The sequence below is a fragment of the Shewanella oncorhynchi genome, from assembly GCF_030848765.1.
Lineage (GTDB): Bacteria > Pseudomonadota > Gammaproteobacteria > Enterobacterales > Shewanellaceae > Shewanella > Shewanella oncorhynchi.
In genome coordinates this window covers 1,152,049-1,176,636 of record NZ_CP132914.1, presented here as the reverse complement: position 1 = coordinate 1,176,636, position 24,588 = coordinate 1,152,049, and the positions used below count along the sequence as shown (strand labels likewise).

General features: G+C 46.7%; 22 protein-coding genes and 7 tRNA genes. 18 read left to right on the top strand and 11 right to left on the bottom strand.

Translation table 11 applies throughout. From position 1 onward, the window contains the following. The first annotated feature begins 395 nt into the window (after positions 1–395). Positions 396–1,112 (top strand): hypothetical protein, encoded by a 717-nt coding sequence (locus RA178_RS05320; protein WP_306685399.1) that lies wholly within the window; start codon positions 396–398, stop codon positions 1,110–1,112. Positions 1,113–1,318: 206 nt separating this feature from the next. Here the strand turns inward: RA178_RS05320 and RA178_RS05315 are convergent. The 10 genes from RA178_RS05315 to RA178_RS05270 form a co-directional block, all read right to left on the bottom strand. Beyond that, positions 1,319–1,393 (bottom strand) — tRNA-Gln (locus RA178_RS05315). 39 nt (positions 1,394–1,432) lie between these two features. After that, positions 1,433–1,517 (bottom strand) — tRNA-Leu (locus RA178_RS05310). A 75-nt stretch (positions 1,518–1,592) separates the two neighbouring features. Then, positions 1,593–1,669: transfer RNA gene (locus RA178_RS05305), tRNA-Met, on the bottom strand. A gap of 2 nt (positions 1,670–1,671) precedes the next feature. Further along, positions 1,672–1,746: transfer RNA gene (locus RA178_RS05300), tRNA-Gln, on the bottom strand. A 24-nt stretch (positions 1,747–1,770) separates the two neighbouring features. After that, positions 1,771–1,845 (bottom strand) — tRNA-Gln (locus RA178_RS05295). A 60-nt stretch (positions 1,846–1,905) separates the two neighbouring features. After that, positions 1,906–1,990: transfer RNA gene (locus tag RA178_RS05290), tRNA-Leu, on the bottom strand. Between the two features lie 94 nt (positions 1,991–2,084). Next, positions 2,085–2,161, bottom strand: a tRNA-Met gene (locus RA178_RS05285). Between the two features lie 208 nt (positions 2,162–2,369). Then, complete coding sequence (gene ychF, locus RA178_RS05280) at positions 2,370–3,461, bottom strand: redox-regulated ATPase YchF (RefSeq protein ID WP_028761466.1); 1,092 nt, start codon at positions 3,459–3,461, stop codon at positions 2,370–2,372. Between the two features lie 139 nt (positions 3,462–3,600). After that, positions 3,601–4,188 carry an aminoacyl-tRNA hydrolase gene (pth, locus tag RA178_RS05275; protein WP_028761467.1) on the bottom strand — a complete coding sequence of 196 codons (588 nt, stop codon included), beginning with the start codon at positions 4,186–4,188 and terminating at the stop codon, positions 3,601–3,603. A 165-nt stretch (positions 4,189–4,353) separates the two neighbouring features. Further along, the gene (locus tag RA178_RS05270) at positions 4,354–5,631 is read right to left on the bottom strand and encodes an FAD-dependent monooxygenase (RefSeq protein WP_306684845.1); all 1,278 of its coding nucleotides are present in this window, start codon (positions 5,629–5,631) and stop codon (positions 4,354–4,356) included. Positions 5,632–5,996: 365 nt separating this feature from the next. Between RA178_RS05270 and miaB the strand changes: the two genes are divergently transcribed. The 7 genes from miaB (at position 5,997) to RA178_RS05235 (ending at position 12,995) form a co-directional block, all read left to right on the top strand. Then, positions 5,997–7,421 carry a tRNA (N6-isopentenyl adenosine(37)-C2)-methylthiotransferase MiaB gene (gene miaB / locus RA178_RS05265; protein WP_006082739.1) on the top strand — a complete coding sequence of 475 codons (1,425 nt, stop codon included), beginning with the start codon at positions 5,997–5,999 and terminating at the stop codon, positions 7,419–7,421. 214 nt (positions 7,422–7,635) lie between these two features. Then, the gene (locus RA178_RS05260) at positions 7,636–8,685 is read left to right on the top strand and encodes a PhoH family protein (RefSeq protein WP_028761469.1); all 1,050 of its coding nucleotides are present in this window, start codon (positions 7,636–7,638) and stop codon (positions 8,683–8,685) included. Beyond that, a complete protein-coding gene (gene ybeY / locus RA178_RS05255) occupies positions 8,675–9,136 on the top strand; it encodes an rRNA maturation RNase YbeY (RefSeq protein ID WP_105251690.1) in 462 nt (153 codons plus the stop codon). The genes RA178_RS05260 and ybeY overlap by 11 nt, the downstream gene beginning before the upstream one ends. Before the next feature lie 40 nt (positions 9,137–9,176). Further along, the gene (gene corC / locus RA178_RS05250) at positions 9,177–10,052 is read left to right on the top strand and encodes a CNNM family magnesium/cobalt transport protein CorC (RefSeq protein WP_006082742.1); all 876 of its coding nucleotides are present in this window, start codon (positions 9,177–9,179) and stop codon (positions 10,050–10,052) included. Between the two features lie 6 nt (positions 10,053–10,058). Continuing rightward, entirely contained in the window at positions 10,059–11,633 is a 1,575-nt protein-coding gene (gene lnt / locus RA178_RS05245) for an apolipoprotein N-acyltransferase (RefSeq protein WP_306684844.1), read from the top strand. A gap of 10 nt (positions 11,634–11,643) precedes the next feature. Next, positions 11,644–12,147, top strand: coding sequence for a type II secretion system protein (locus RA178_RS05240; protein WP_306684843.1), 504 nt, complete (start codon positions 11,644–11,646; stop codon positions 12,145–12,147). 188 nt (positions 12,148–12,335) lie between these two features. Next, the gene (locus tag RA178_RS05235; protein WP_263166991.1) at positions 12,336–12,995 is read left to right on the top strand and encodes a class I SAM-dependent methyltransferase; all 660 of its coding nucleotides are present in this window, start codon (positions 12,336–12,338) and stop codon (positions 12,993–12,995) included. A 105-nt stretch (positions 12,996–13,100) separates the two neighbouring features. Here RA178_RS05235 and RA178_RS05230 read toward each other — a convergent pair whose 3' ends face one another. Further along, entirely contained in the window at positions 13,101–13,601 is a 501-nt protein-coding gene (locus tag RA178_RS05230) for a zinc ribbon-containing protein (RefSeq protein ID WP_028761474.1), read from the bottom strand. A gap of 121 nt (positions 13,602–13,722) precedes the next feature. On the opposite strand from RA178_RS05230, the gene leuS reads away from it, so the two are divergent. The 10 genes from leuS (at position 13,723) to RA178_RS05180 (ending at position 24,470) form a co-directional block, all read left to right on the top strand. After that, positions 13,723–16,302 (top strand): leucine--tRNA ligase, encoded by a 2,580-nt coding sequence (gene leuS / locus RA178_RS05225; RefSeq protein ID WP_306685398.1) that lies wholly within the window; start codon positions 13,723–13,725, stop codon positions 16,300–16,302. A 100-nt stretch (positions 16,303–16,402) separates the two neighbouring features. Beyond that, positions 16,403–16,897, top strand: coding sequence for an LPS-assembly lipoprotein LptE (locus RA178_RS05220; RefSeq protein WP_012089938.1), 495 nt, complete (start codon positions 16,403–16,405; stop codon positions 16,895–16,897). 17 nt (positions 16,898–16,914) lie between these two features. Continuing rightward, positions 16,915–17,946: a DNA polymerase III subunit delta gene (gene holA / locus RA178_RS05215; RefSeq protein ID WP_306684842.1), complete on the top strand. Its 1,032-nt coding sequence runs from the start codon at positions 16,915–16,917 to the stop codon at positions 17,944–17,946. A gap of 24 nt (positions 17,947–17,970) precedes the next feature. Beyond that, a complete protein-coding gene (nadD, locus tag RA178_RS05210) occupies positions 17,971–18,621 on the top strand; it encodes a nicotinate-nucleotide adenylyltransferase (RefSeq protein ID WP_306684841.1) in 651 nt (216 codons plus the stop codon). 107 nt (positions 18,622–18,728) lie between these two features. Next, on the top strand, positions 18,729–19,058 hold the full coding sequence (gene rsfS / locus RA178_RS05205; RefSeq protein ID WP_006082751.1) for a ribosome silencing factor: 330 nt from the start codon (positions 18,729–18,731) through the stop codon (positions 19,056–19,058). Then, positions 19,058–19,528 (top strand): 23S rRNA (pseudouridine(1915)-N(3))-methyltransferase RlmH, encoded by a 471-nt coding sequence (gene rlmH / locus RA178_RS05200; protein ID WP_306684838.1) that lies wholly within the window; start codon positions 19,058–19,060, stop codon positions 19,526–19,528. The genes rsfS and rlmH overlap by 1 nt, the downstream gene beginning before the upstream one ends. A gap of 61 nt (positions 19,529–19,589) precedes the next feature. Further along, positions 19,590–21,446: a penicillin-binding protein 2 gene (gene mrdA, locus RA178_RS05195; protein ID WP_306684837.1), complete on the top strand. Its 1,857-nt coding sequence runs from the start codon at positions 19,590–19,592 to the stop codon at positions 21,444–21,446. Next, positions 21,443–22,549 (top strand): rod shape-determining protein RodA, encoded by a 1,107-nt coding sequence (rodA, locus tag RA178_RS05190; protein ID WP_028761480.1) that lies wholly within the window; start codon positions 21,443–21,445, stop codon positions 22,547–22,549. Before mrdA ends, rodA begins: the two co-directional genes overlap by 4 nt. 15 nt (positions 22,550–22,564) lie before the next feature. Then, the gene (gene mltB / locus RA178_RS05185; RefSeq protein ID WP_168822784.1) at positions 22,565–23,641 is read left to right on the top strand and encodes a lytic murein transglycosylase B; all 1,077 of its coding nucleotides are present in this window, start codon (positions 22,565–22,567) and stop codon (positions 23,639–23,641) included. Further along, positions 23,625–24,470 (top strand): septal ring lytic transglycosylase RlpA family protein, encoded by an 846-nt coding sequence (locus RA178_RS05180; protein WP_131523223.1) that lies wholly within the window; start codon positions 23,625–23,627, stop codon positions 24,468–24,470. The genes mltB and RA178_RS05180 overlap by 17 nt, the downstream gene beginning before the upstream one ends. The last annotated feature ends 118 nt before the right edge of the window (positions 24,471–24,588 follow it).

The window sequence follows — 24,588 nt, the reverse complement described above, 5'->3', positions numbered from 1 at the left end:
GAGCTGCATTAAACTAATTTAATGCGCCGAGATTAAATGAGATCGATTATCAAACAGAACAAAGTTTACAAACTTTACATATTCAATACTGAAAAAGAAATTAAAAAGTAAGAAGAAAAATAAGTGCTAAAAATAAAGCACTTAGGGGTAAATCTGTTTTTAGCACTCAAAAACCATTACCTTCGATTAAATTAGCAGCAAATAATTTATTGTATCACCTGTAAATACCTTTCAAATTCATAAGGATAAAATCCAACATTTGGGTTAATTTTTTTGCTTAAAATTTACTTTGCCACCCTCTCGTTTACCTTATGCCAATCAGCTACAATCCGCCGCCGGCGACTTGCTGGTACTTCCAAGGAAATATCATCTTGAGTACATCTCTGCTCAAAAAAATGCGCTGCCTGCATATTGTGTGGCTCGCATTAATGCTCAACGCCTGCGTTGCACCACTATTATTAATGTCACCTCAAGGCCAGCTCATGTGGGCCCTGCTTAAACCCCTTGTCGGTTTAGATCCGAACGATGTCGGATTATTCGAACAACCGCTCATCAAAAACCGTATGCAGGAATTGCTGGGTAAAAATTACGATACCACCCTATCCCTGCTCAAAACGGCCGACAAGATCCAACAGGAAGGTCCACTCATCTACTTAGTGTCGACTTACACCCCTGTCCCCGAAATGGCCGAAAAAGCGGGTCTAGTTTGGAACTCAGACACCAACCAAATGGCAGTCATGCTGATGAAAGGCGGTGCACCCTTAGTGATTTCTGAGCAATTCAGTAATCAGGCAGAAAAACGGGTCCCTAGTTGGCCGAAGGAATTAGCCGACTATACCGATCCACAGAAGTTACAACAAAAAGCCTTAGAAGCGGGGGCAAATCAAGTACAGCAACAGTTAGCAATACCTGATGCAGTCAAAGCCGTTGCAACAGGTGATGTTAAAGCGGCCCAAGGTGCCGTTATTGATAGTGCGGTCACACAGAATGCCGTCATTAAGAATGCTGCAATGCCAATCAATATCACTGAAGCGGCTGCAAAAGTCGCCGTTCCAGCGGCTCCAGCAGAAATAAAATCGCCACCCGTTGCTCCTGAAGTCAAAAAGCAATAAAACGGATCACCACAGTGCCAGCTCAAATGGCACTGTGGATTAACTTTGAAAATAGCTGAATTGCCACAACCAACGGGAATTATAGAGACAAGGGAAAGGCTGGACGGGCTAATTGAAGGGAAACTGAAAGCAAAATAACGCTAAGCTGAAAATAGTTAAAAGTCAGAAAGCAAAAAGCCTGTCCGAAGACAGGCTTTTTAACTTTTTGGCTGGGGTACAAGGATTCGAACCTTGGGATGCCGAGATCAAAACCCGGTGCCTTACCACTTGGCGATACCCCAATAAACTTGTTTAATCTTCTATAGAAGATTGCATTTTGATGGTACGGGAAGAGAGACTTGAACTCTCACACCTCGCGGCACCAGAACCTAAATCTGGCGTGTCTACCAATTTCACCATTCCCGCATCAAAATGTACCAAAATTGCCTATTCAACATTTTTGGATTTTTCTCTGATAAATCACTTTAACAGAGTTAAATATGGTAGCAATGGCGGGACTTGAACCTGCGACCCCAGCATTATGAGTGCTGTGCTCTAACCAGCTGAGCTACATTGCCAATGGCTGGGGTACAAGGATTCGAACCTTGGAATGCCGAGATCAAAACCCGGTGCCTTACCACTTGGCGATACCCCAATCAACTTGGAAACTGAGAAAAAATGGCTGGGGTACAAGGATTCGAACCTTGGAATGCCGAGATCAAAACCCGGTGCCTTACCACTTGGCGATACCCCAACTAACTCTGTTTCAAACATCCGCTATCGCCGATGTTTCTAAATTCATATATCTAAAAAATGGTACGGGAAGAGAGACTTGAACTCTCACACCTTGCGGCACCAGAACCTAAATCTGGCGTGTCTACCAATTTCACCATTCCCGCACAGCTTCATGTTTACATCGTGAAGAGATGCTAGCAATCAATGCTAGAGTAAAATCGTGATTCATTTTATATAAGAAATTTATCTTAAATAAAATGGTAGCAATGGCGGGACTTGAACCTGCGACCCCAGCATTATGAGTGCTGTGCTCTAACCAGCTGAGCTACATTGCCACATCGATATTACGCGCCCCTCTCAGCGAGGAACGGGGCGTATTATGCTTATTCGAGGTATCTAGGTCAACAGCTTTTTTTCGCTATTTCCCTTAGGTTAAGCTGTTCGGCTATTACTTCACCAAACTGAGCAACAGATGTGCTAAATAACACCTTGTTGCCCATACTTAGCTTAATTTATCGAGACTTACAGCGTGAATAAGCTTTGTTATACGTTAAACAGGAAATGCATCACATCGCCATCTTTAACAATATAGGTTTTACCTTCCACCCGTAACTTACCGGCTTCTTTCGCGCCAGCTTCACCTTTGTGGGCAATAAAGTCGTCAAATGCCATCACTTGGGCACGGATAAAACCGCGTTCAAAATCGGTATGGATAACGCCTGCCGCTTGCGGAGCACTCGCACCCACTGGCACAGTCCAAGCACGCACTTCTTTCACGCCTGCGGTGAAATAGGTTTGCAGATTCAGTAATTCATAACCTGCGCGGATCACACGATCTAAACCTGGTTCTTCGATACCCAGATCCGCCATGAACTCATCGCGCTCCTCGATTTCCATCTCGGCCAGTTCAGATTCAATCGCCGCACATACGGCAACAACGATAGCGTTTTCAGTCGCAGCAATGGCGCGAACGGCATCTAAGTGCGGGTTATTTTCAAAACCATCTTCCGCAACGTTAGCAATATACATGGTCGGTTTTAAGGTTAAGAAGTTCAGGTAAGCCACCGCTTCCAGCTCTTCTTTCGATAAATCCATAGAACGCAACATTTTAGCTTCGTCTAAAATGGGGCGCATTTTTTCTAATACTTCCACTTCAAACTTAGCGTCTTTATCGCCACCTTTAGCACGTTTCTGCTGACGCTGAACAGCACGCTCTAAACTGTCTAAGTCAGCTAAGGCTAATTCAGTGTTGATGACTTCAATATCGCCAGCAGGGTCAACCTTGTTAGCAACGTGAACAATGTTGTCATCATCAAAACAACGTACTACATGACCAATAGCATCGGTTTCACGGATGTTAGCGAGGAACTTGTTACCTAAGCCTTCGCCTTTAGATGCGCCAGCCACAAGACCCGCAATATCCACGAATTCCATGGTGGTAGGTAACACACGTTGTGGATTCACAATCGCAGCTAACGCATCCAGACGTGGATCCGGCACAGGTACAACACCAGTGTTAGGTTCAATGGTACAAAACGGGAAGTTAGCCGCTTCGATGCCAGCCTTAGTTAACGCATTAAAAAGCGTTGATTTACCTACGTTAGGAAGACCAACAATGCCGCATTTAAAACCCATATGCTTACCTTTCTCTCGATTATTGGCTGACAAGTCACACTCATCAGCGAGGTTTAGTCGTCCTGCCCTATGGCAGCACATTACTGAATAATTAAATCACTTGAATCACTTAACACTTAAGTCTCGCCAAAGGCAAAACCTACTCCGCTTTAAAGGAGTGTAATCTGTTCATGGCTTTCACCATGTCTTGTTTAAACAAAATTTCGGTAGAACGCACGGCTTCATCTATCGCCGCCTCGATAAGCTCTTGCTCTTTAGCAGGTGCTTTTCCCAGTACGTAACCACTCACTTGATTTTTATCACCGGGATGACCGATACCTAAGCGTAAACGGTAGAAGTTTTTATCGTTAGCCAGTTTAGCAATAATATCTTTCAGACCATTGTGGCCGCCATGACCGCCACCGAGCTTAAACTTAGCCACACCGGGCGGCAGATCGAGTTCATCGTGAGCGACCAGAATCTCTTCCGGCGTGATACGAAAAAAATTCGCCAAAGCGCCAACCGCTTTACCGCTTAAATTCATATAAGTCGTCGGGATCAATAAGCGGACATCTTTACCGTGCAATACGGCTCTGGCGGTCAAACCAAAATACTTACTATCGGCCACTAAAGTCACGCCGCAAATTCTCGCTAACTCAAGTACGTACCAAGCCCCCGCATTATGGCGAGTGTGTGCATATTCAGCACCTGGATTAGCCAGACCAACTATTAATTTTATTTCGCTCATGACACTCAATATCGTTATTTCGTCGATGACAGCCGCGCAAAGTGCCGACTGAACTGACCATACCTGCTAAAAACGCGGCATTTTAGCACTCAAACCCCAAGTCAACAAATGCCACGTCATCGCACAGGAGCAGAACACAAGGTCAGAACACAGAACAACTCAGCGTTAATTAAGTCCCATAGCATATTTAAGGACTGTCTTTTTGAGCGGGGAATTGATGTTTGCCAACTTTAACGCGCCATTACGCAGCAGCTTTAGCGGCAGAATATCGTTGCTAAAACCGGCGTAAAACAAATCCATCGCCGTCATCATCAATTGATTATCGCGATAACGCTTGCGCTGATATTGGGCAAGCACTTCATTCGACCACCAGAGATTATTTTGAGTTAATGCCTCTTTTATTACCGCCAAAAACGCTTCGACATCCTTAAACCCAAGGTTCACCCCTTGGCCAGCGAGGGGATTAATGGTGTGGGCGGCATCGCCTAAAATCACCACGTTCTGACTATAGTAGCGCTGGGCATGCCGACGAGTGAGGCCAAAACTGCCTTTATTCTCAACGGTAAAATCAGCGTCCAAACGTGCTGGAAAATGCACTCTTATCTGATCTGCAAGCTGTTTATTATTAAGCTGCATTAACTGCTTAATTCGATTGGCATCGTCGTACCACACCAGCGAAGCGTTATTGCCAGGTAAAGGTAATAATGAACGCGGTCCTTTGGGCGTAAACTGCTGCCAAGTCACATCCTGTTGCCCCTGTGCGGTGTTGATATTAATCAACATGGCCGATTGAGCGTAATCCCAACCCGAAATGCCAATTCCCGCCCATTGGCGTACCTGCGAGTGAGCACCATCGGCGCCAACCAACAACTTAGCGGTCAGTTTACTATTTGACTGTAAGTGCACGCTCACACCGTCGCTATCGCGGGCAAATGCCACCACTTTATCGGGACAATATAAGGTGATGCCAGCCAATTGTGTCATCTGTTGCCACAGGGCAAGTTGGATTAAACGGTTTTCGACTATATGACCTAAATGGCTGGCGCCAATTTGTGAACAGTGGAATTGGGTGATGCAGCCATCGAGCTCCCAAGTTTCTAAGCCCAAATAAGGCACATTACGCATCTTGAGCAATGAGTCCAAGGCGCCAAGACGTTCAAGCAGCGTTTCAGAAGCCACACTGATGGCCGAGACTCGCACATCTAATGGCTGTTCGGCTTGATAAGCTTCTGGCGCAAAAGATTCAATCACCGCCACTTGCAAACCCTGTTGGGCTAATCCAATTGCCGTCGCCGCACCGACCATACCGCCGCCGACAAGAATGACATCGAACTCAGTACTTTCAGCATGAGTGCCTTCTGCATGAGTGACGTCAGCATGAGTCACGTTAGAATCTGTGGTGTCGGATATCATCTGTGCATGTGTCTCTTCAATCTGGCTCATCCTACTTACCACCTTAGTTAGCACCTTTAAGCCCTTCTGTATTTCTGCCTAAGCGACTTTTCACAAACCCGCTTGATTATGCCTTATATCAAGATACCACGGAAATGTTGAGCGCATTTCGATTCGAAATCCGTGAAGACATAGGCATTCAAGCCCGAATAGTTTGCTGGAAATAACGAAAGCTCAACCTGTTAACAATATTAATCTTGCCAAAATGCAGCCGAACAATAAAAACCTAGCATTTGTGAGGGTATCGCCCTTGGCAAAAGCCAACAGCTAAAAGTGTGGACAAAGCTGGTCAGCAGCCGTAACAGCAGGTAAAATGTCGCGCTATTTTTATTGGTCATCTTAGGGCGACACAACTGATGAGTAAGAAACTCCATATCAAGACTTGGGGCTGTCAAATGAATGAGTATGACTCATCCAAGATGGCTGATCTGTTAGGCGAATACCAAGGTTATACCTTGACTGAAGAAGCGTCTGAGGCAGACATTCTCCTGCTCAACACTTGTTCTATCCGCGAAAAAGCGCAAGAAAAAGTGTTCCATCAGCTAGGACGCTGGAAGACGCTTAAAGATAAAAATCCCAATTTGATTATTGGCGTGGGCGGCTGCGTTGCCTCACAAGAAGGCAAAGCCATTAAAGACAGAGCCCAATGTGTCGACATTATTTTCGGACCACAAACCTTGCACCGTCTGCCCGAGATGATCGAGCAAGTGCGTCGTGGCGACAAAGCGGTTATCGATATCAGCTTCCCTGAAATCGAAAAATTCGACCGTCTGCCAGAGCCACGCGCCGAAGGCCCAACCGCGTTTGTGTCTATCATGGAAGGTTGCAGCAAATACTGCTCGTTCTGTGTTGTACCTTATACTCGCGGCGAAGAAGTCAGCCGTCCATCGGACGATATTATCCTTGAAATCGCCCAATTGGCGGAGCAAGGTGTGCGCGAAGTAAACCTACTAGGTCAAAACGTGAATGCCTATCGCGGCGCAACTCACGATGGCGCAATTTGTACTTTTGCGGAATTACTGCGCTTCGTGGCAGCCATCGACGGTATCGACCGTATCCGCTTCACGACCAGTCACCCGATTGAATTTACACAAGATATCATCGACGTTTACGAAGATACCCCTGAGCTTGTAAGCTTCTTGCACTTGCCAGTGCAATCGGGTTCTGACCGTATTCTCACAGCGATGAAACGCGGCCATATGGCGATTGAATATAAGTCAATCATCCGCCGCCTGCGTAAAGCCCGTGAAGGCATTCAAATCAGCTCAGACTTTATCATTGGCTTCCCAGGCGAAACCAAAGAAGACTTCGCTGATACCATGAAGTTGATTGAAGACATAGGTTTCGACCACAGCTTCAGCTTTATCTATAGCGCACGTCCGGGCACGCCAGCGGCGGATTTACCCGATAACGTCGATATGGAAGAGAAAAAACAACGTCTGGCGATTCTGCAAGATCGCATCACCCAGCAAGCCATGCGCTACAGTCGCCACATGATGGGCACAGTGCAACGTATTCTGGTTGAAGGGCCATCGGTGAAAAATCCTATGGAACTGCGCGGCCGTACTGAGAACAACCGAGTGGTGAACTTCGAAGGTCAACCAAAACACATTGGTACTTTCGTGGATGTAGAAATTGTCGACGTTTACACTAACTCACTGCGCGGTGTCTTTATCCGCGGCGAAGATGAAATGGATCTACGTCGTAGCCTGCGTCCGGCAGAAATTCTGGCCAAGCGCAAGCAAGATGATGAACTGGGTGTGACTCAATTTAAGCCATAAGCGTTAAATCGGCTTAAACAGTACCGATATCAGTACCTATATAAAGAAGGGCGACTTAGTCGCCCTTTTGCTTTAACGCACTTTTATTTAAGTCTACCGAGGCAATTGCTATTTTCCGTTAGCAATTATCGGCTATGGCTCGTAAACTAAAATTATCTTGCGATGGTTAACCAACCTCGTACCCTGCTTTCTTATTCGCTATTGGGAGTGCTATTTGTCCAGTAAATTAACTACCATGAATCTGTATCTCGAACCCGCAGAAACACGCCGTTTGGCTTCACTGTGCGGTCCATTCGATGACAATATCAAGCAGATAGAACGTCGCGTTGGCGTTGAAATCGTCCGTAAGAACAATCATTTCCAGATCACCGGACTGCCACGCAATTGTTTAAGCGCCAACAACTTACTAAAAGAACTCTACATCGAGACCCAAACGGTTAAAGGCAGCACGCCCGATCTTGAGCCTGAGCAAGTCCATATCGCCATTCAAGCGGCCATTGCCCTAGAGCAAGCAGACGCTAACGACGACAGCGGTATTAATATCAAAACCCGCCGCGGTGTCATTAAGCCACGCAATCCGAATCAAAGCTTGTATGTGGCCAATATTACGCGTCACGATATTACCTTCGGTATTGGTCCTGCAGGAACGGGCAAAACCTACCTTGCCGTAGCAGCGGCAGTAGATGCGTTAGAGCGCCAAGAAGTGCGCCGCATTCTGCTGACTCGCCCTGCGGTGGAAGCGGGTGAAAAACTCGGTTTCTTACCCGGTGACTTAAGTCAAAAGGTCGACCCTTATCTACGCCCCCTCTACGATGCCCTGTTCGAAATGCTTGGCTTTGAAAAAGTGGAACGCTTAATCGAGAAAAATGTAATAGAAGTGGCGCCGCTTGCCTATATGCGCGGTCGTACCCTGAACGATGCCTTTATTATTCTCGATGAAAGCCAAAACACCACAATCGAGCAGATGAAGATGTTCCTTACCCGTATCGGTTTCAATTCCCGTGCGGTGATCACAGGCGACATCACTCAAACCGACTTACCTAAACATCAAAAGTCAGGGCTACGTCACGCGATTGAAGTGTTAAGCCAAGTCGAAGAAATCAGCTTTAACTTTTTTGTCTCCCAAGATGTAGTGCGCCATCCTGTGGTTGCCCGTATCGTTGAAGCCTATGAAGCCTTCGAGTTAAAAGAGCAAACCTTAAAAGCCAAAAAAGAAAGCCAGTACCAAAAGCAACAGCAGGAAGCCGCAACACATGAGTCTTGAGTTAGCCTTAGATATTCAACATGCCAGCACCAGTGAGTGGCTACCAACGGACGAACAATTCGCCCTTTGGGTCACTACCGCAATTGGCAATAGCATGGATGAAGCTGAATTAACCATACGTATCGTCGATAGCCGCGAGAGCCAAATGCTCAACAATACCTATCGCGGTAAAGACAAACCGACCAATGTGCTGTCATTTCCCTTTGAAGCACCACCAGAAATTGAACTTCCTTTACTCGGAGATCTTGTCATTTGCGCGGCAGTCGTTGAAAATGAAGCCCGTGAACAACAAAAACCACTAGAAGCGCACTGGGCACACATGGTTGTACATGGTTGCTTGCATCTGCTAGGGTATGATCACATCGACGATGAAGAAGCCGAAGAGATGGAGTCATTAGAGACTCAACTCATTGAAAGCTTAGGTTTTACTGACCCATATAAGGAACAATAATTAGCTAAGATAATCCCTATCAAAAGCTAATGAGAAAACTATGAGTGACGATATCCCCCCTAGTACGAACGCCCACAAGAAAGGTTGGTTTGATAGAGTAAGTCAGCTATTTCAGGGCGAACCTCAAAATCGCGAAGATCTAGTCGATGTGATTGATGGTGCCGAGCAGCGCGATTTGATCACCCAAGACACCCGCGAGATGATAAAAGGTGTATTAGACGTTTCTGATATGCGTGTTCGGGATATCATGATCCCAAGAGCTCAAATTGTCGCCCTCCAGATAGACAACTCGGTCGAAGAGTTACTTGCGACTGTGATTGGTTCAGGTCACTCGCGCTTCCCCGTTGTTAACGAAGATAAAGACCATATCGAAGGCATATTGCTTGCCAAAGATTTGATCCCTTACGGTTTCTCCAACAGTGATGAGCCCTTCTCACTGGATCGCGTGATCCGTCCCGCCGTGGTTGTGCCCGAAAGCAAACGCGTCGATGTTCTGCTAAAAGAATTCCGCTCTCAACGCTACCATATGGCGATTGTGGTTGACGAGTACGGCGGTGTATCGGGACTCGTGACTATCGAAGATATTCTTGAAGAAATTGTCGGCGAGATTGAAGACGAATTCGACCACGATAGCACTGAAGAAACCGAGATCCGCAAAGTTGGTAACACGGTTTATATGGTTAAAGCCTTGACGCCAATCGAAGATTTCAACGAAGAATTCAACACTGAATTCAGCGATGAAGAGTTTGATACCGTCGGCGGCTTAGTCTCACACGCCTTTGGCCATCTGCCAGAACGTAACGAGAGCATCATCATTGAAGGCATAGAATTTAAAGTCATCAATGCTGACACTAGGCGTTTAATCCAACTCAGAGTTAAACTCCCCGATCCTAATACTGGCGAAGACGTAGAATAATCACTCGTGCTAAAAAAAATCCGGGCTTTTGCCCAACAACAGTCCCAACCTAGTGCTGTGAGACTCGTACTGGCATTTGCCCTTGGCGCCAGTACGGCGCTTTCATTTGCGCCCTATTCCATTTGGATAATCTATCCGTTTGCCATGGCGATTGCCCTCTGGCACAGCCGAACGCTGAGCGCTAAGGCAAGCTTTTACTATTGGTTAAGCTTTGGATTTGGCTGTTTTGCCGTAGGGATCAGCTGGGTTCACGTGAGCATGGATACCTTTGGTGGTATGCCGCTCATTGCCTCCGTTGGGTTAATGGCCTTGTTAGCCTTGTATTTAGCCTTGTATCCCGCTCTAACTGGTTTAGCGCTGGTTTGGTTAACTAAAACGCTGAGCCATGATGGTAAAACTCGATTTGGTCTTTGGCGTAATCTCGCCCTATTCCCCGCGTTATGGACCTTGACCGAATGGGCTCGTGGCTGGGTAATGACAGGCTTCCCTTGGTTATGGGCGGGTTACTCGCAAACTCAAGGGCCGCTAAAACCCCTTGCCAGTATCATAGGCACACTGGGAATAAGTTTTGTATTGGCCATGTTCGCTGGTGCATTAGCGCTTTTTTTTACTAAGCGTTATAAGAGCTTACTGCTTTTATTGCCGCTCAGTATTCTGGCCGTGTGGGCTGCGCCTAAACTTTGGGACATTCATCCTACGGGTGAAAATGTTAAAGTGGCACTGGTACAAGGCAATATTCCCCAAAGCATGAAGTGGGAACCCGATGCCCTGTGGCCGACGCTGTTAAAATACATGGATTTATCCCGCGAACATCTGGATGCCGATATCATTATTTGGCCAGAAGCAGCAATTCCAGCGCCAGAATCTATGGTGCAGGACTTTTTAGATAACGCCAATAAAGTCGCCAATCTAAACCATACCTCAATTATCACAGGCATTATTAGCCATCAAAACAATGAGTTCTATAATTCATTGATTGTGCTTGGTAATCATAATCAGAAACAACAAGCAGGCCCAGACTATGAGGGCGATGGTAGCAATCAATTTAAGAAACACCATCTGTTGCCAATTGGCGAGTTTGTCCCCTTTGAAGCGCTGCTGCGCCCGATAGCACCTTTCTTTAATTTGCCCATGTCGTCCTTTACGCGAGGCGAATATCAACAGCCTAATCTCAGCGCACTAGGCCATAAAATCGCGCCAGCAATTTGTTATGAAATAGCCTTTCCCGAACAGTTGCGCGACAACGTTAATCAAGGGACAGATATACTATTAACTGTCTCTAACGATGCATGGTTTGGTAGCTCAAATGGGCCATTACAGCATATGGAGATCGCTCAAATGCGCGCGGTTGAATTGGGTCGGCCTCTATTACGCGCAACCAATAATGGCGTGACAGCCATAGTCGATGAGCATGGCAATATCACAGCGTCATTACCACAGTTTGAAATAGGTGTGCTAAGTGCAACCATTCCATTAGTCACAGGGCAAACTTGGTTTGCAAAATTAGGCCAAATGCCCCTACTGATACTCTGTGGTTTAATCGTTCTACTCGGTCTTGCCCGACGTTTTAAAACGCAATAGGATTGAGGCCATGCATTACCAAGTCAATAAACAAGATGTGGCAGGTTTTACCTTAATTGAACTTGTCGTTGTGATTATTGTGCTTGGGATCTTGGCTGTGATCGCCGCGCCTAAATTTATCGGTTTAAGTAAAGAAGCGCGGGTACAAACCTTAAGCCAAGTACAGACCAGCGTTAAAACAGCCAATATGCTAGCTTACTCAAAAACCCAAATGCCTAGCCTACTGAGCCAAGCGGTAGCTGGGCGCGATGATATTATTGATATCGATCTCAATGGTGATGGCACTCCAGATACGCGATTAAAATGGGGTTACCTCGATAATACTGATGTGGAAAAATGGATCACCTCAGATGATAAACTTATCATCCAATATCAAGGCATTGATATCACTTATATAGGCTACGATCTTAACAACAATTCCTTAGTGAATGATGACCAATGCTATTTCCGCTACACCCAAGCCAGCGATGCCAGCACTGCGCCGCAATATGATATCAACACCCAAGGTTGTTAGGCTGACACTCAGTTAACCTGTGTTATCCCGCAATTGTCTGCGAATACATTAGGCTGATTGCGCGTTCCACGTTAAGGTGAACGATTAGACGTGGCCTTATACCAATCACAGTGACTGTGTCTGCATAGCCAATATGATTGGTACCATTACCTCGTTCCTTAACCAAGGTACATAGTCAAGGCAACTCTATGGCACAGCTTCGCGTGCGCTACCAAACCCACGAATTTGGGGATCTCGACATTCATGTCAGAACCCTAAGAAATAACCAAGAATTTGAAGATCTAGATGGCGAAGCTGAAAAGCTCGGTATTTCCTCCGCAACTTGGCCATTATTTGGCATAGTTTGGCCGTCTAGCCAAGTGCTATCCCATCATATGGCCGATTATCAAATTGATAATAAACGCATTCTTGAAGTTGGCTGCGGTATAGGGCTGGCAAGTCTAGTGCTAAACCACAGACATGCCGACATCACAGCAACCGACTATCACCCCGAGTCAGAGAATTTCCTTAAGCAGAATGTCGATTTAAATCATGGTCGTGCGATTCCATTTGTTCGAACTGGGTGGGCAGATGCACAAACTAATTTAGGTTTATTTGATCTCATTATCGGCAGCGATCTCTTGTACGAACAAGAACATGCCGATCTCTTATCACAATTTATTGAGCAACATGCTAAACCAATTTGTGATGTAGTCTTAGTCGATCCAGGCCGTGGTAATCATGCAAAATTCAGTAAACGTATGGTCACCTTAGGTTACGAACACACGCAACATAAACCCATTCACACTGAATTCTTATTGGCGCCCTTTGGCGGTCAAATCCTCAACTACTCTCGTACCAACAGTTGATACAGCCTAATTAATGCAGATATGAGCCATTTAGGTCTAGTCTAATAGAACTCAAAAAAAACGACGCTGAGGCGTCGTTTTAGCTGCATAACATCATCACCTTGATTAAGGCGTAAGCGGCTCGCGGGTAAATTCTTCATGGTCACATTCAGGACAGTCTGGGATGGGACTTGGAAACTCAATACTCATTTCATTACCACAGTTAGTGCACACCATGATGCCCTGATTCACAATATCACCACTCTTGTAGTAGCCTTGGTGCTTAAAATCTTGCGTTAACTCATGCCATTCGACTTGGCTGCGGTCGGTGATTTCACTGAGCCAATGCCAAAGCGTATTCTCTAAAGTAATCACGGTTGGGCTATGACTCAAACTATCCGCGTTCTGCTCACGGAGAAAACTCGTAATATCACGCTTTAAGAATTGTTCGACTAAAGCGAGTTCATCTTCCCCTGCCTGTTCTTTAAGACGTAAATACTCCTTACCTTGAGTGACAGAATTAAATAAGTTCTTTACAGTCATAGTGTTATCTTCTGCAAATTGAGATTTCACTTCGGTAATTAAGGCTTGATACAGTCCTAGTAACGCGTTACTTCTATCATTCATAACCAATACTCCTTCATACGAACCTTTTTAATGCATCGCTTCTAGTTTATTCTATGCAGATCTTACTCGCGCTGATATGGCGTTAGATCCAATAATAGGCGGCACTGCCGGAAATAGAGTGATGCAAGAGCAATATAATCCCTCAGAAATTGAAGCCTTAGTGCAAAAGCACTGGCATGACAACAAAACCTTCGAAGTCACTGAAGACGCAAACAAAGAAAAGTTTTATTGCCTTTCGATGTTTCCGTACCCTTCTGGCAGACTCCACATGGGACACGTACGCAACTATACCATAGGTGACGTAGTTGCACGCTTTCAACGTCTTCAAGGCAAAAACGTGCTCCAGCCTATTGGTTGGGACTCCTTTGGTTTGCCCGCAGAAAATGCCGCGATTAACAACAAGACTGCGCCTGCGCCATGGACCTATGAAAACATAGAATACATGAAGAACCAGCTGAAATTGCTGGGTTTTGGTTACGATTGGAGCCGTGAAATCGCCACTTGTACCCCTGAATATTATCGCTGGGAACAATGGTTCTTCACTAAGTTGTACGAGAAAGGCCTAGTCTATAAAAAGACAGCTTCAGTCAACTGGTGTCCAAACGATGAAACCGTACTGGCGAACGAGCAAGTTCAAGACGGTTGCTGCTGGCGCTGTGATACCCCTGTGGAACAAAAAGAAATTCCACAGTGGTTTATTAAGATCACTGCCTATGCAGAAGAATTGTTAAACGATATCGATACCTTAGATGGCTGGCCTGAACAGGTTAAGACCATGCAGCGCAACTGGATTGGTCGCAGCGAAGGTGTGGAAATGACCTTCGGCGTCGCAGGTCACGATAAAAGCTTCGATATCTATACCACGCGTCCAGATACCTTAATGGGCGTAACCTATGTGGCGATTGCCGCAGGTCATCCATTAGCTGAAGTCGCCGCGCAAACCAATCCTGAGCTTGCCGCCTTTATCGATGAATGCAAAAACAGCACAACATCAGAAGCCGAACTCGCGACCATGGAAAAACGCGGTGTCGCTACAGGGCTTTTCGCCATTCATCCTATTACTGGTAAGCAAGTCCCAATTTGGGCAGCTAACTTTGTGTTGATGAACTATGGCACAGGCGCTGTGATGTCAGTTCCAGGCCACGATCAACGTGACTTCGAATTTGCGAAAAAATACGGCCTGGCGATTGAGGCTGTGATCAAGCCTGTTGATGGCGAAGTGGACATTAGCGAAGCCGCTTATACCGAAAAAGGCATACTGTTTAACTCGGGAGAGTTTGACGGTTTAGACTTTGAAGCGGGCTTTAATGCCATAGCCAACAAGTTAGTTGCCGAAGGTAAAGGCAAGCGCCAAGTCAACTATCGCCTGCGCGATTGGGGTGTTTCACGTCAGCGTTACTGGGGTGCACCAATCCCTATGGTGACCTTAGCCGACGGCACTGTGATCCCAACGCCAGCAGATCAACTGCCAGTATTACTGCCAGAAGATGTCGTGATGGACGGTATTCAAAGCCCAATCAAGGCCGATAAAGAATGGGCGAAAACCCAAGTTAATGGCCAAGATGCGCTGCGCGAAACCGATACCTTCGATACCTTTATGGAATCCTCTTGGTATTACGCCCGTTACTGCAGCCCGCATGCAGACGAAATGTTAGACCCCGCTAAAGCCAACTACTGGCTACCTGTGGATCAATACATTGGCGGTATCGAACACGCTTGTATGCATTTGTTATATTTCCGCTTCTTCCATAAGTTGCTGCGGGATGCGGGTCTGGTTAACTCTAACGAGCCAGCCAAACAACTGCTGACCCAAGGCATGGTGTTGGCCGATGCTTTCTACTACATCAACGAAAAAGGCGCCCGTGTATGGGTTTCTCCTTTAGATGTAGCGACCACAGAAAAAGACGACAAGGGCCGTATTACTAAGGCTATCGACAAAGACGGCAACGAGCTGGTTTATACCGGCATGTGCAAGATGTCTAAGTCGAAAAACAATGGTATCGATCCTCAAGTCATGGTCGAAAAATACGGCGCAGATACGGTTCGCCTATTTATGATGTTCGCCTCACCACCAGAATTAACTCTGGAATGGCAAGAGTCTGGCGTTGAAGGCGCACACCGCTTCATTAAACGTCTGTGGAAGCTTGCAAGCGAGTATATCGCCCAAGACAATAGCGAAGCCTTAGATGTCAGCAAGTTAACAAGCGACCAAAAAGCGCTGCGCCGTGAAGTCCACAAGACGATCGCCAAAGTAACCGACGATATCGGCCGCCGTCAGATGTTCAACACTGCGGTTGCCGCCGTGATGGAACTGATGAACCATCTGCAAAAAGCACCACAAACGACAGGTCAAGACAACGCCATTATCGGCGAAGCCTTATCCGCCATCGTACGTTTGCTGTACCCTATCATTCCGCATGTGAGCTTTAACCTGTGGAACGAGTTAGGCAATGCTAGCAACATCGAAGATAGCCAATGGCCAGTCGTTGATGAAGCTGCGCTAGTTGAAGACAGCAAGCTCATCGTTGTGCAAGTTAACGGTAAAGTTCGCGCAAAAATCACAGTAGCCGCCGACGCTGATAAAGAATCAGTAGAAGCCTTAGGCATGAGTGATGAACACGTGATCAAATACCTAGACGGCCTGACAGTACGTAAAGTGATCTATGTGCCGGGCAAACTGCTCAGCATAGTGGCCAATTAACGGCTGCTAATAACTCGCTATACTCAAAGCCAATGAAGTTGCAGCATAGCTGCAACTTCAAGTCAGCAGGGTATACCACGAATAGGAAACCGCGAAATCTATGCTAATCAAACGCATATGCTTCGCAATCATGGCACTAGTCATTATGACCAGCGCTGGTTGCGGTTTTAAGCTTCAACGCAGTTATCAGATCCCTGATGCCCTCAATCATTTGAGTTTGAGCAGTGTGGATGAATACAGTGAACTCACTCGTTTGGTGCGTGAACGCCTGCGCTTGAACAATATCCAAGTTGTCGACGCCGCAGATAATGTTCCAGTATTAAGATTAATCACCGACTCCCTTGAACGCTCGACCTTATCTTTGTACCCCACAGGTAACGTCGCCGAGTATGAGCTGATTTATTTAGTCGAATTTGCTGTGGCATTGCCGGGCAAAGAAGCGCAGCCTTTCAAGGTTGAAATTCGCCGCGACTACTTAGACGATCCACGTACCGCATTGGCAAAGAGCCGTGAAATGGAATTGCTGACGAAGGAAATGCGTATCCAAGCTGCCGATCGTATTCTGCAAGCAATGGCCAGTACTGAGGTGAATTAATGCGGGGCTATCATTAAATGAGAGTCTATCCAGACCAACTCTCCCGCCACCTTAACCAGTTATTTCCTTGTTATCTGATTTTTGGGGATGATCCTTGGTTGATTGAAACCACCAAAGATCAGATCCGCCAATTCGCCAAGCGTCAGGGATTCGATGAAAAAGTCCAACTCATTCAAGAGACGGGCTTTAATTGGAACGATCTGACTCAGGAATGGCAGGCCATGAGCCTGTTTTCCAGTAAACGCTTGATTGAGCTAACCCTTCCCCAAGCTAAGCCCGGTGCCGAAGGCTCAAACACACTGCAAGCCCTATTGCAGACGCCCAATCCCGATATGCTGTTGATTATCGAAGGGCCAAAGCTCGCCACAGAGCAAACCAACAGTAAATGGTTTAAGACCTTAGATGCCCATGGCATGTATCTGCCCTGCGCTACGCCAGAGGGCGAGCAGTTTATGCGCTGGCTCGATGGCCGCATCAAGCACTTTAAGCTCAATCTGCAGCCTGATGCCCGTGCTATGCTGTATTCTCTGTATGAAGGGAATTTACTAGCTGCCGATCAAGCCATGCAGTTGCTGCAACTCCTGAGCCCAACAAAACCCGTCAGTGCCGACGAACTGGGCCACTATTTTGAAGATCAGTCGCGCTTCACCGTATTCCAACTCACGGATGCATTGCTGAATAATAAACAGGATAGCGCGCAGCACATGCTAGCCCAGCTCAATAGCGAAGGCACTGCCTTACCTATCCTGCTGTGGGCCTTGTTTAAAGAACTCGGTTTGTTATTCAATTTGAAATGCGAGCAAGCCCAAGGCGTTGCGCTAAGTGCACTCTGGGGTAAACATCGAATTTGGGATAAACGTAAACCACTGTATCAAGCGGCGCTGCAACGACTCAGCCTTGAACAACTCGAACATATGCTCGCCCTCGCCTCGAAACTTGAGCTCAACTTAAAGCAACAGGGGAAAGAGGATTGGACTGGTCTGAGCCACCTGTGTCTGTTATTTGATCCTAGAGCCCATCGGCATCTGGCACATATAGCCATAGACTAATCATAGGTTAACCAAAGGCTTGATATGCGTATTGGTATTTTAGGCGGCACCTTCGACCCGATACACTATGGTCATATCCGTCCCGCGATTGAAGTGAAACAAGCATTAGCCTTGGATAAAATCCTACTGATGCCGAACCATATTCCGCCCCATAAACAGCAGCCGAACTTAACCACAACACAGCGCCTCAAAATGGTAGCCGATGTCTGTCAGCAACTCGACGGATTTGCACTGTGCGACATCGAAGCTAAACGCGACACGCCTTCGTACACAGTTGTCACGCTTGAGCAACTGAAAGCCTTACATCCGGAAGACGAGCTGTTTTTTATCATGGGGATGGACTCTTTCATTCAATTAAAAAGCTGGTATGAGTGGCAACGCCTGTTCGACTTTACCCATCTCGTTGTCTGCCAGCGCCCGGGTTGGCAGCTCGATGCAGAACATCCTATGCAGCAGATATTGACGGCCCGCAGTCAAGCGCCCCAAGGGACAGTGAAAGGTCGTGCTAGCAGTGTCTATAAAAACTGTGGGCAGATTTTCCCTGTGACAATTACGCCACAGGATATTTCCTCAACTCAAATCCGCGAACAACTGGCAAAAGGCGAAATTCCCACCGATTTACTCATGCCCGTCACGCTAGATTACATCCAAAATCAACGACTTTACTTACCTTAGCTCGAACCGTAAGCAGATATCGCCAACTCAACTGCCAATGACAATGTATTCCCAGCAGCAACACTGGTATACTACCGCGCTATTTAAAATTAATGAGGTACGCCAGCGTGCAGAGCGCGGAATTAAAACAGTTTGTTGTCGACAAGATCGACGACTTGAAAGCCAGAGACGTTGTTGTTCTGGATGTCAGCAAGCAATCTAACATCACTGACTACATGGTCATATGTTCAGGTACATCAAAGACTCACGTTAAAGCTATCGCTGAAAACCTTGTGGTTGAAGCGAAAAAAGCCGGTATTCCACCTTTAGGTGTTGAAGGCCGCGAAAGCAGCGAATGGGTTCTTGTGGACATGGGCGATGTGATCCTGCACGTTATGCAAGATCAAACCCGTGATTTCTACCAGCTTGAAAAGCTCTGGTCAGAAAAGCAAGACTGATGAAGTTACAGCTCATCGCAGTAGGAACACGGATGCCCGATTGGGTTACCCGTGGTTTCGAAGAATACCAGCGCCGTTTTCCCCGTGATATGGCGCTGGAGCTTATCGAAATACCCGCTGGAAAGCGGGGGAAAAATGCCGACATTGTCCGGATACTTCAAAAAGAAGGCGAACAAATGTTGGCGGCCATTCCCAAAGGCAATCATATTGTTAGCTTAGATCTCCCCGGCAAAAACTGGACGACCCCCGAGCTAGCAACCGCGCTGACTAAATGGCAACTCGATGGTCGCGACGTCAGTTTACTGATTGGTGGACCTGAAGGATTAGCGCCAGCTTGCAAAGAAGCGACAAACCAAAGTTGGTGTCTTTCGGCATTAACCTTACCTCACCCACTCGTACGGGTGGTGGTTGCCGAAAGTTTGTACCGCGCGTGGAGCGTGAACACGAATCACCCCTACCATAGAGAATAGCGGGATCTTGATGTTAACGAGTGTCAACCACCCGTCATGGGATCAGCTGGAGATAGCATAAGTGTCGCCAAAAAAGCGGATAACAATGCATGATCACGCCGCCGAGGCGTCTCTTTTTAAGCGCAGGGCACTTTTCACTTTTTTTTGCGTTTTCGCTCTATTTAGCGTACTAGTCACCAACCTTTATCATTTACAGGTTGAATCCTATAAAGATTATGCAACTCGCTCAAATGATAATCGCATCCGTGTTGTTCCAATTGCCCCTAGTCGTGGTCTCATTTACGATCGCAACGGCATACTTTTAGCTGAAAATTTACCCTTTTATTCCCTCGATCTCGTGCCCGAAAAAATCAGTAACATGTCAGAGACCTTAGATGAACTCGGCAAGTTAATTGAGATCAGCGATGACGAGCGCGAAACCTTTACTGACGCCCTGAGATTTCATCGCCGTTTCAAACCGCTAACACTGAAAAACCAGCTCACCGAAGAACAAGTGGCCATTTTCAGTGTTAACCAACACAGATTTCCGGGTATTTCGGTCGAAGCGGGTCTTAAACGTAACTATCCCTACGGCGCGCAAATCACTCATGTGCTGGGCTATGTAGGCAAAATTAACACGCGAGATCGCGCCCAACTTGAACGCAGCGATCTGTGGAAAAACTATGCGGCGACCAAAGACATTGGTAAGCAAGGCATTGAAAAATTTTATGAATCTTTGCTGCATGGTAAACCCGGACACTTAGAAGAAGAAGTGAACAACCGCGGCCGCGCCATTCGCACCTTAAAAATTGTTCCGCCAGAGCCGGGGCAAGATATTTACCTCACCTTAGATCTCAAGCTGCAACAAAAAGCGGTGGAACTACTCACAGGTCTGCGTGGTTCTATTGTTGCCATCGATCCCCGTGACGGTGGAGTATTAGCTATGGTATCGAGCCCAAGCTATGATCCAAACCAGTTTGTACAAGGCATTAATAGCAAAGATTACAGTGCGTTACTCAATGATAAATCCCGCCCCTTGATCAACCGCGCGACTCAAGGTCAATATGCACCTGCGTCTACCATCAAGCCTCACCTCGCACTGTTAGGCCTTGATGAGAAAGCCATTAGCGAGAGTACCCGAGTGTGGGATCCCGGTTTTTGGCAAATACCTGGTGTTGAACGTAAATACCGCGACTGGAAACGCTGGGGGCATGGCTGGGTCAACGTTTATAGCGCGATTGTAGAATCCTGCGATACCTTTTTCTATGAGTTAGCCTATAAGGTCGGTGTCGATCATATCGCCCGCTTTATGGAGCAATTTGGCTTTGGTCAAAATACAGGGATTGATATCTTTGAAGAATCGGCTGGCAACATGCCATCCAAGGAATGGAAACGCTTAAAGTACAATCAAGCTTGGTATATAGGCGACACCATTTCCGTAGGTATTGGACAAGGTTATTGGACGGCAACGCCATTACAACTCGCTAATGCCGTTGGGATTATGGCCAACAAAGGCCGCCGTCTCCCGCCACATCTGCTGAGATCCATTAAAGACAATACCGCCAAAATTGACTCACCGATTAATGAGTTACCACCAATTGAACTTAAAAATCCCCGTAACTGGAACATCATCAACGAAGCTATGCGCCAAACTGCAAATAAGTCACGCTTTACCGATGCCACTTACACTGCCGCAATGAAAACCGGTACTGCACAGGTCATCGGCGTTGCGGAAAATACTAAATACGATGCCAGTAAAATTGCCGAACATTTCCGCGATAATGCCTTAGTTGTGGCCTATGCGCCCTTCGAGGATCCTAAAATCGTCCTCGCCGTCGTGATGGAAAACGCAGGTTGGGGCGGCGCAAATGCTGGCCCAGTCGCTCGAGCTATGCTCGATGAATATATGCTTAGAGATACTTGGAAACCCATACCATGAGTACCCATAGCCAATATCAAAACATCTGGCAACGCTTGCACATAGACTTGCCTTTATTGCTCGGACTATTAGCTGTGATGGGCTTTGGCCTGTTTGTCATCTATTCTGCCAGCGGTGCAGATTTAGAGATGATGGAACGACAACTATTCCGTATGGTGTTGTCGCTAGGCATCATGTTTACCATGGCACAAATCAATCCTGAAGCGCTTAAACGTTGGGCATTACCCATTTATCTTGCGGGGGTTGTCTTGCTGCTTGGGGTACACTTTTTCGGTGAAATCAATAAAGGCGCGCAGCGCTGGTTGAACTTAGGCTTTATGGAGTTCCAACCCTCAGAGCTTATTAAACTCGCCTTCCCCATCACAATGGCTTGGTATATCAGTAAGTTCCCTCTTCCCCCCAAGAAACGTTACCTCGCTGGCGCAGGAGTGATTTTACTCGTACCAACCCTATTGATCGCTAAACAACCCGACTTAGGCACCTCAATTTTGGTGGCTGCATCGGGGATTTTCGTGCTGTTTTTATCGGGCATGAGCTGGATTATTGTTGGCAGCTTTATCGCAGCAGTACTCGCCTTCCTGCCTATCCTTTGGTATTTCTTGATGCACGATTACCAAAGAACGCGGGTATTAACCTTGCTCGATCCAGAGCAAGATCCCCTCGGCGCGGGTTATCACATTATCCAGTCGAAAATCGCCATCGGCTCAGGTGGACTTTGGGGCAAAGGTTGGCTCGAAGGCACTCAATCACAGCTTGAGTTTATTCCCGAGCGCCATACCGATTTTATCTTTGCCGTGATCGGTGAAGAATTTGGTTTAATTGGCAGTATCTTACTGTTAATTATGTACCTTTACATCATAGGCCGTGGGTTAGTCATCGCCTCCCGCGCACAAACCAGTTTCGCTCGTCTACTGGCTGGCAGTATCACGCTGACGTTTTTCGTTTATGTTTTTGTGAATATTGGCATGGTTTCAGGTATCCTGCCCGTGGTAGGTGTACCACTGCCCCTTGTCAGTTATGGTGGAACCTCCATGCTGACATTGATGACAGGGTTTGGCATTCTTATGAGCATTCATACCCATAGACGTTTCGTAGATAGATAATTTTAGGGACTTTTTATGCCTACTCTCCGAGCTTATTTGGCTCCACTCGGTTTACTGTGTTTAAGTTCATGCTTAGTCGCATGCACCACGGCAAATGAACCGACACCCGCGCAGGCACCCGCTTCAAGCACCCCAGTGGCTCCCGCAGTGGATAAAGTACTAGTACCCACCACTCCCGCTGAGCTCAAAGAAGAGTTTATCCAAGCTCAAGTAAAACAAGGTTTTACTCGGACAGAAGTGCTCGCTTTTCTAGACAAAGCAAAATACAACCAAGGGGTTATCGATGCGATGACCCGTCCATGGGAAGCAAAACCTTGGCATGTGTATTACCCGATTTTTTTAACAGAAAAACGTCTTGATGCTGGGCTCGCTTTTTGGAAAAAACACGAGAAAACCATTGCTAAAGCGGCGGCTAAGTACCAAGTCGACCCACAGATTATCGTTGCCATTATTGGGATTGAAACCTTCTACGGCCAGTTCACAGGTAATTACCCTGTAATTGATTCCCTCTATACCTTAGGTTTTCACTATCCGCCTCGCGCCACCTTTTTCCGCAAGGAATTTGGTGAGTTGATGAAATTAGTCAAAGAAGAGCACTTAGATATCAATACCCTCAAAGGCTCCTATGCGGGTGCCATGGGTTATGGGCAGTTTATTCCCTCAAGTTACCGCCATTACGCCGTCGATTTCGATAACAGTGGTAACCGCGATTTATTGCAAAGCCCAGAGGATGCGATTGGCAGTGTTGCCAATTATTTCCATGAACACGGTTGGCAAGCCAATGCACCCGTTGCTTTGCCGCTGGTCAATAGCAGCCAAACAGCGCCAAAAGCGAAAGTATGGGCAGGCGAAAAGCTCAATTATAAAGTCGCCAATATTCTAACGCCAACCTTGTCCTTGGCTGATGCGAGGGACTTGGATGTCTCGCAAAAAGCCTTACTCATTAAACTGGAACAAGCCGATCACGATGATTATTGGCTTGGCTTAAACAATTTTTATGTAATCACTCGCTATAATCGCAGTCCTTTGTATTCAATGGCCGTTTATCAATTTAGCCAACAATTAAAGGAACAGCATGCCGCTAAAAAATAATCTTTTACAGCTTGTCGCTTTGGTTGCGTGCTTCACACTTGTTGCGTGTTCTTCGAGCCCAAACCAAGCTAGCTCCAGCACAAACAAAAAAAATATGGACCCCAACAAGGGGCGCTATTCGCTAAAGAATGACAAGTTGCCACTCAATCCACCCAATGTGGACCATGTGCCAAATGCCACGCCTAAGTACGAGCCCTATAGTCGCCGCGGTAACAAGCCCTATACGGTTTACGGCGAGTCTTACACTGTGATGAACACAGGCCAAGGTTTTAGTGAAACGGGCCGTGCCTCATGGTACGGTGAAAAATTTCATGGCTATGAGACATCCAATGGCGAACCCTATGACATGTATTCCATGTCAGGTGCCCATAAAACGCTGCCACTGCCAAGTTATGCTCGGATCACTAACTTAGATAACAATAAGCAAGTGATCATTCGTATCAACGATCGCGGGCCATTCCACTCAGACCGCATTCTCGACGTCTCCTACGCCGCCGCCTATAAACTCGGCATGCTCGGCAAAGGAACCGCGCGGATCAAACTCGATGTGGTGTATGTCGGCAGTGTCGCGGCCACTAATTCGGCTATTGCCAGCGCGCAAGATACAGGTAATCATTACATTCAGTTAGTCGCATCGAAAGATAAAGCCAAACTCAATACCATGGCGAAAAATCTGGAGCGAAAATATCAGGTCAAGACCCGTGTACAAGCCGCAAACAATATGTTTAGACTACAGCTGGGCCCCATAGGCCAACCTGAGTTAGCAGACAAACTGCTCAATAACGTCCAGCAAAATGGCTTTCCTGAGGGCTATATAGTCCATGAGTAATGACTGTTTGCTCGGACCAGAATTGATTTAAAAATAGAGATGAAGGAACCTTCACTAAAACCCACAGTCAGAAAGTGGTACACTGTTGGAGATCTTCTCGAATCCTTTCCATTTAATA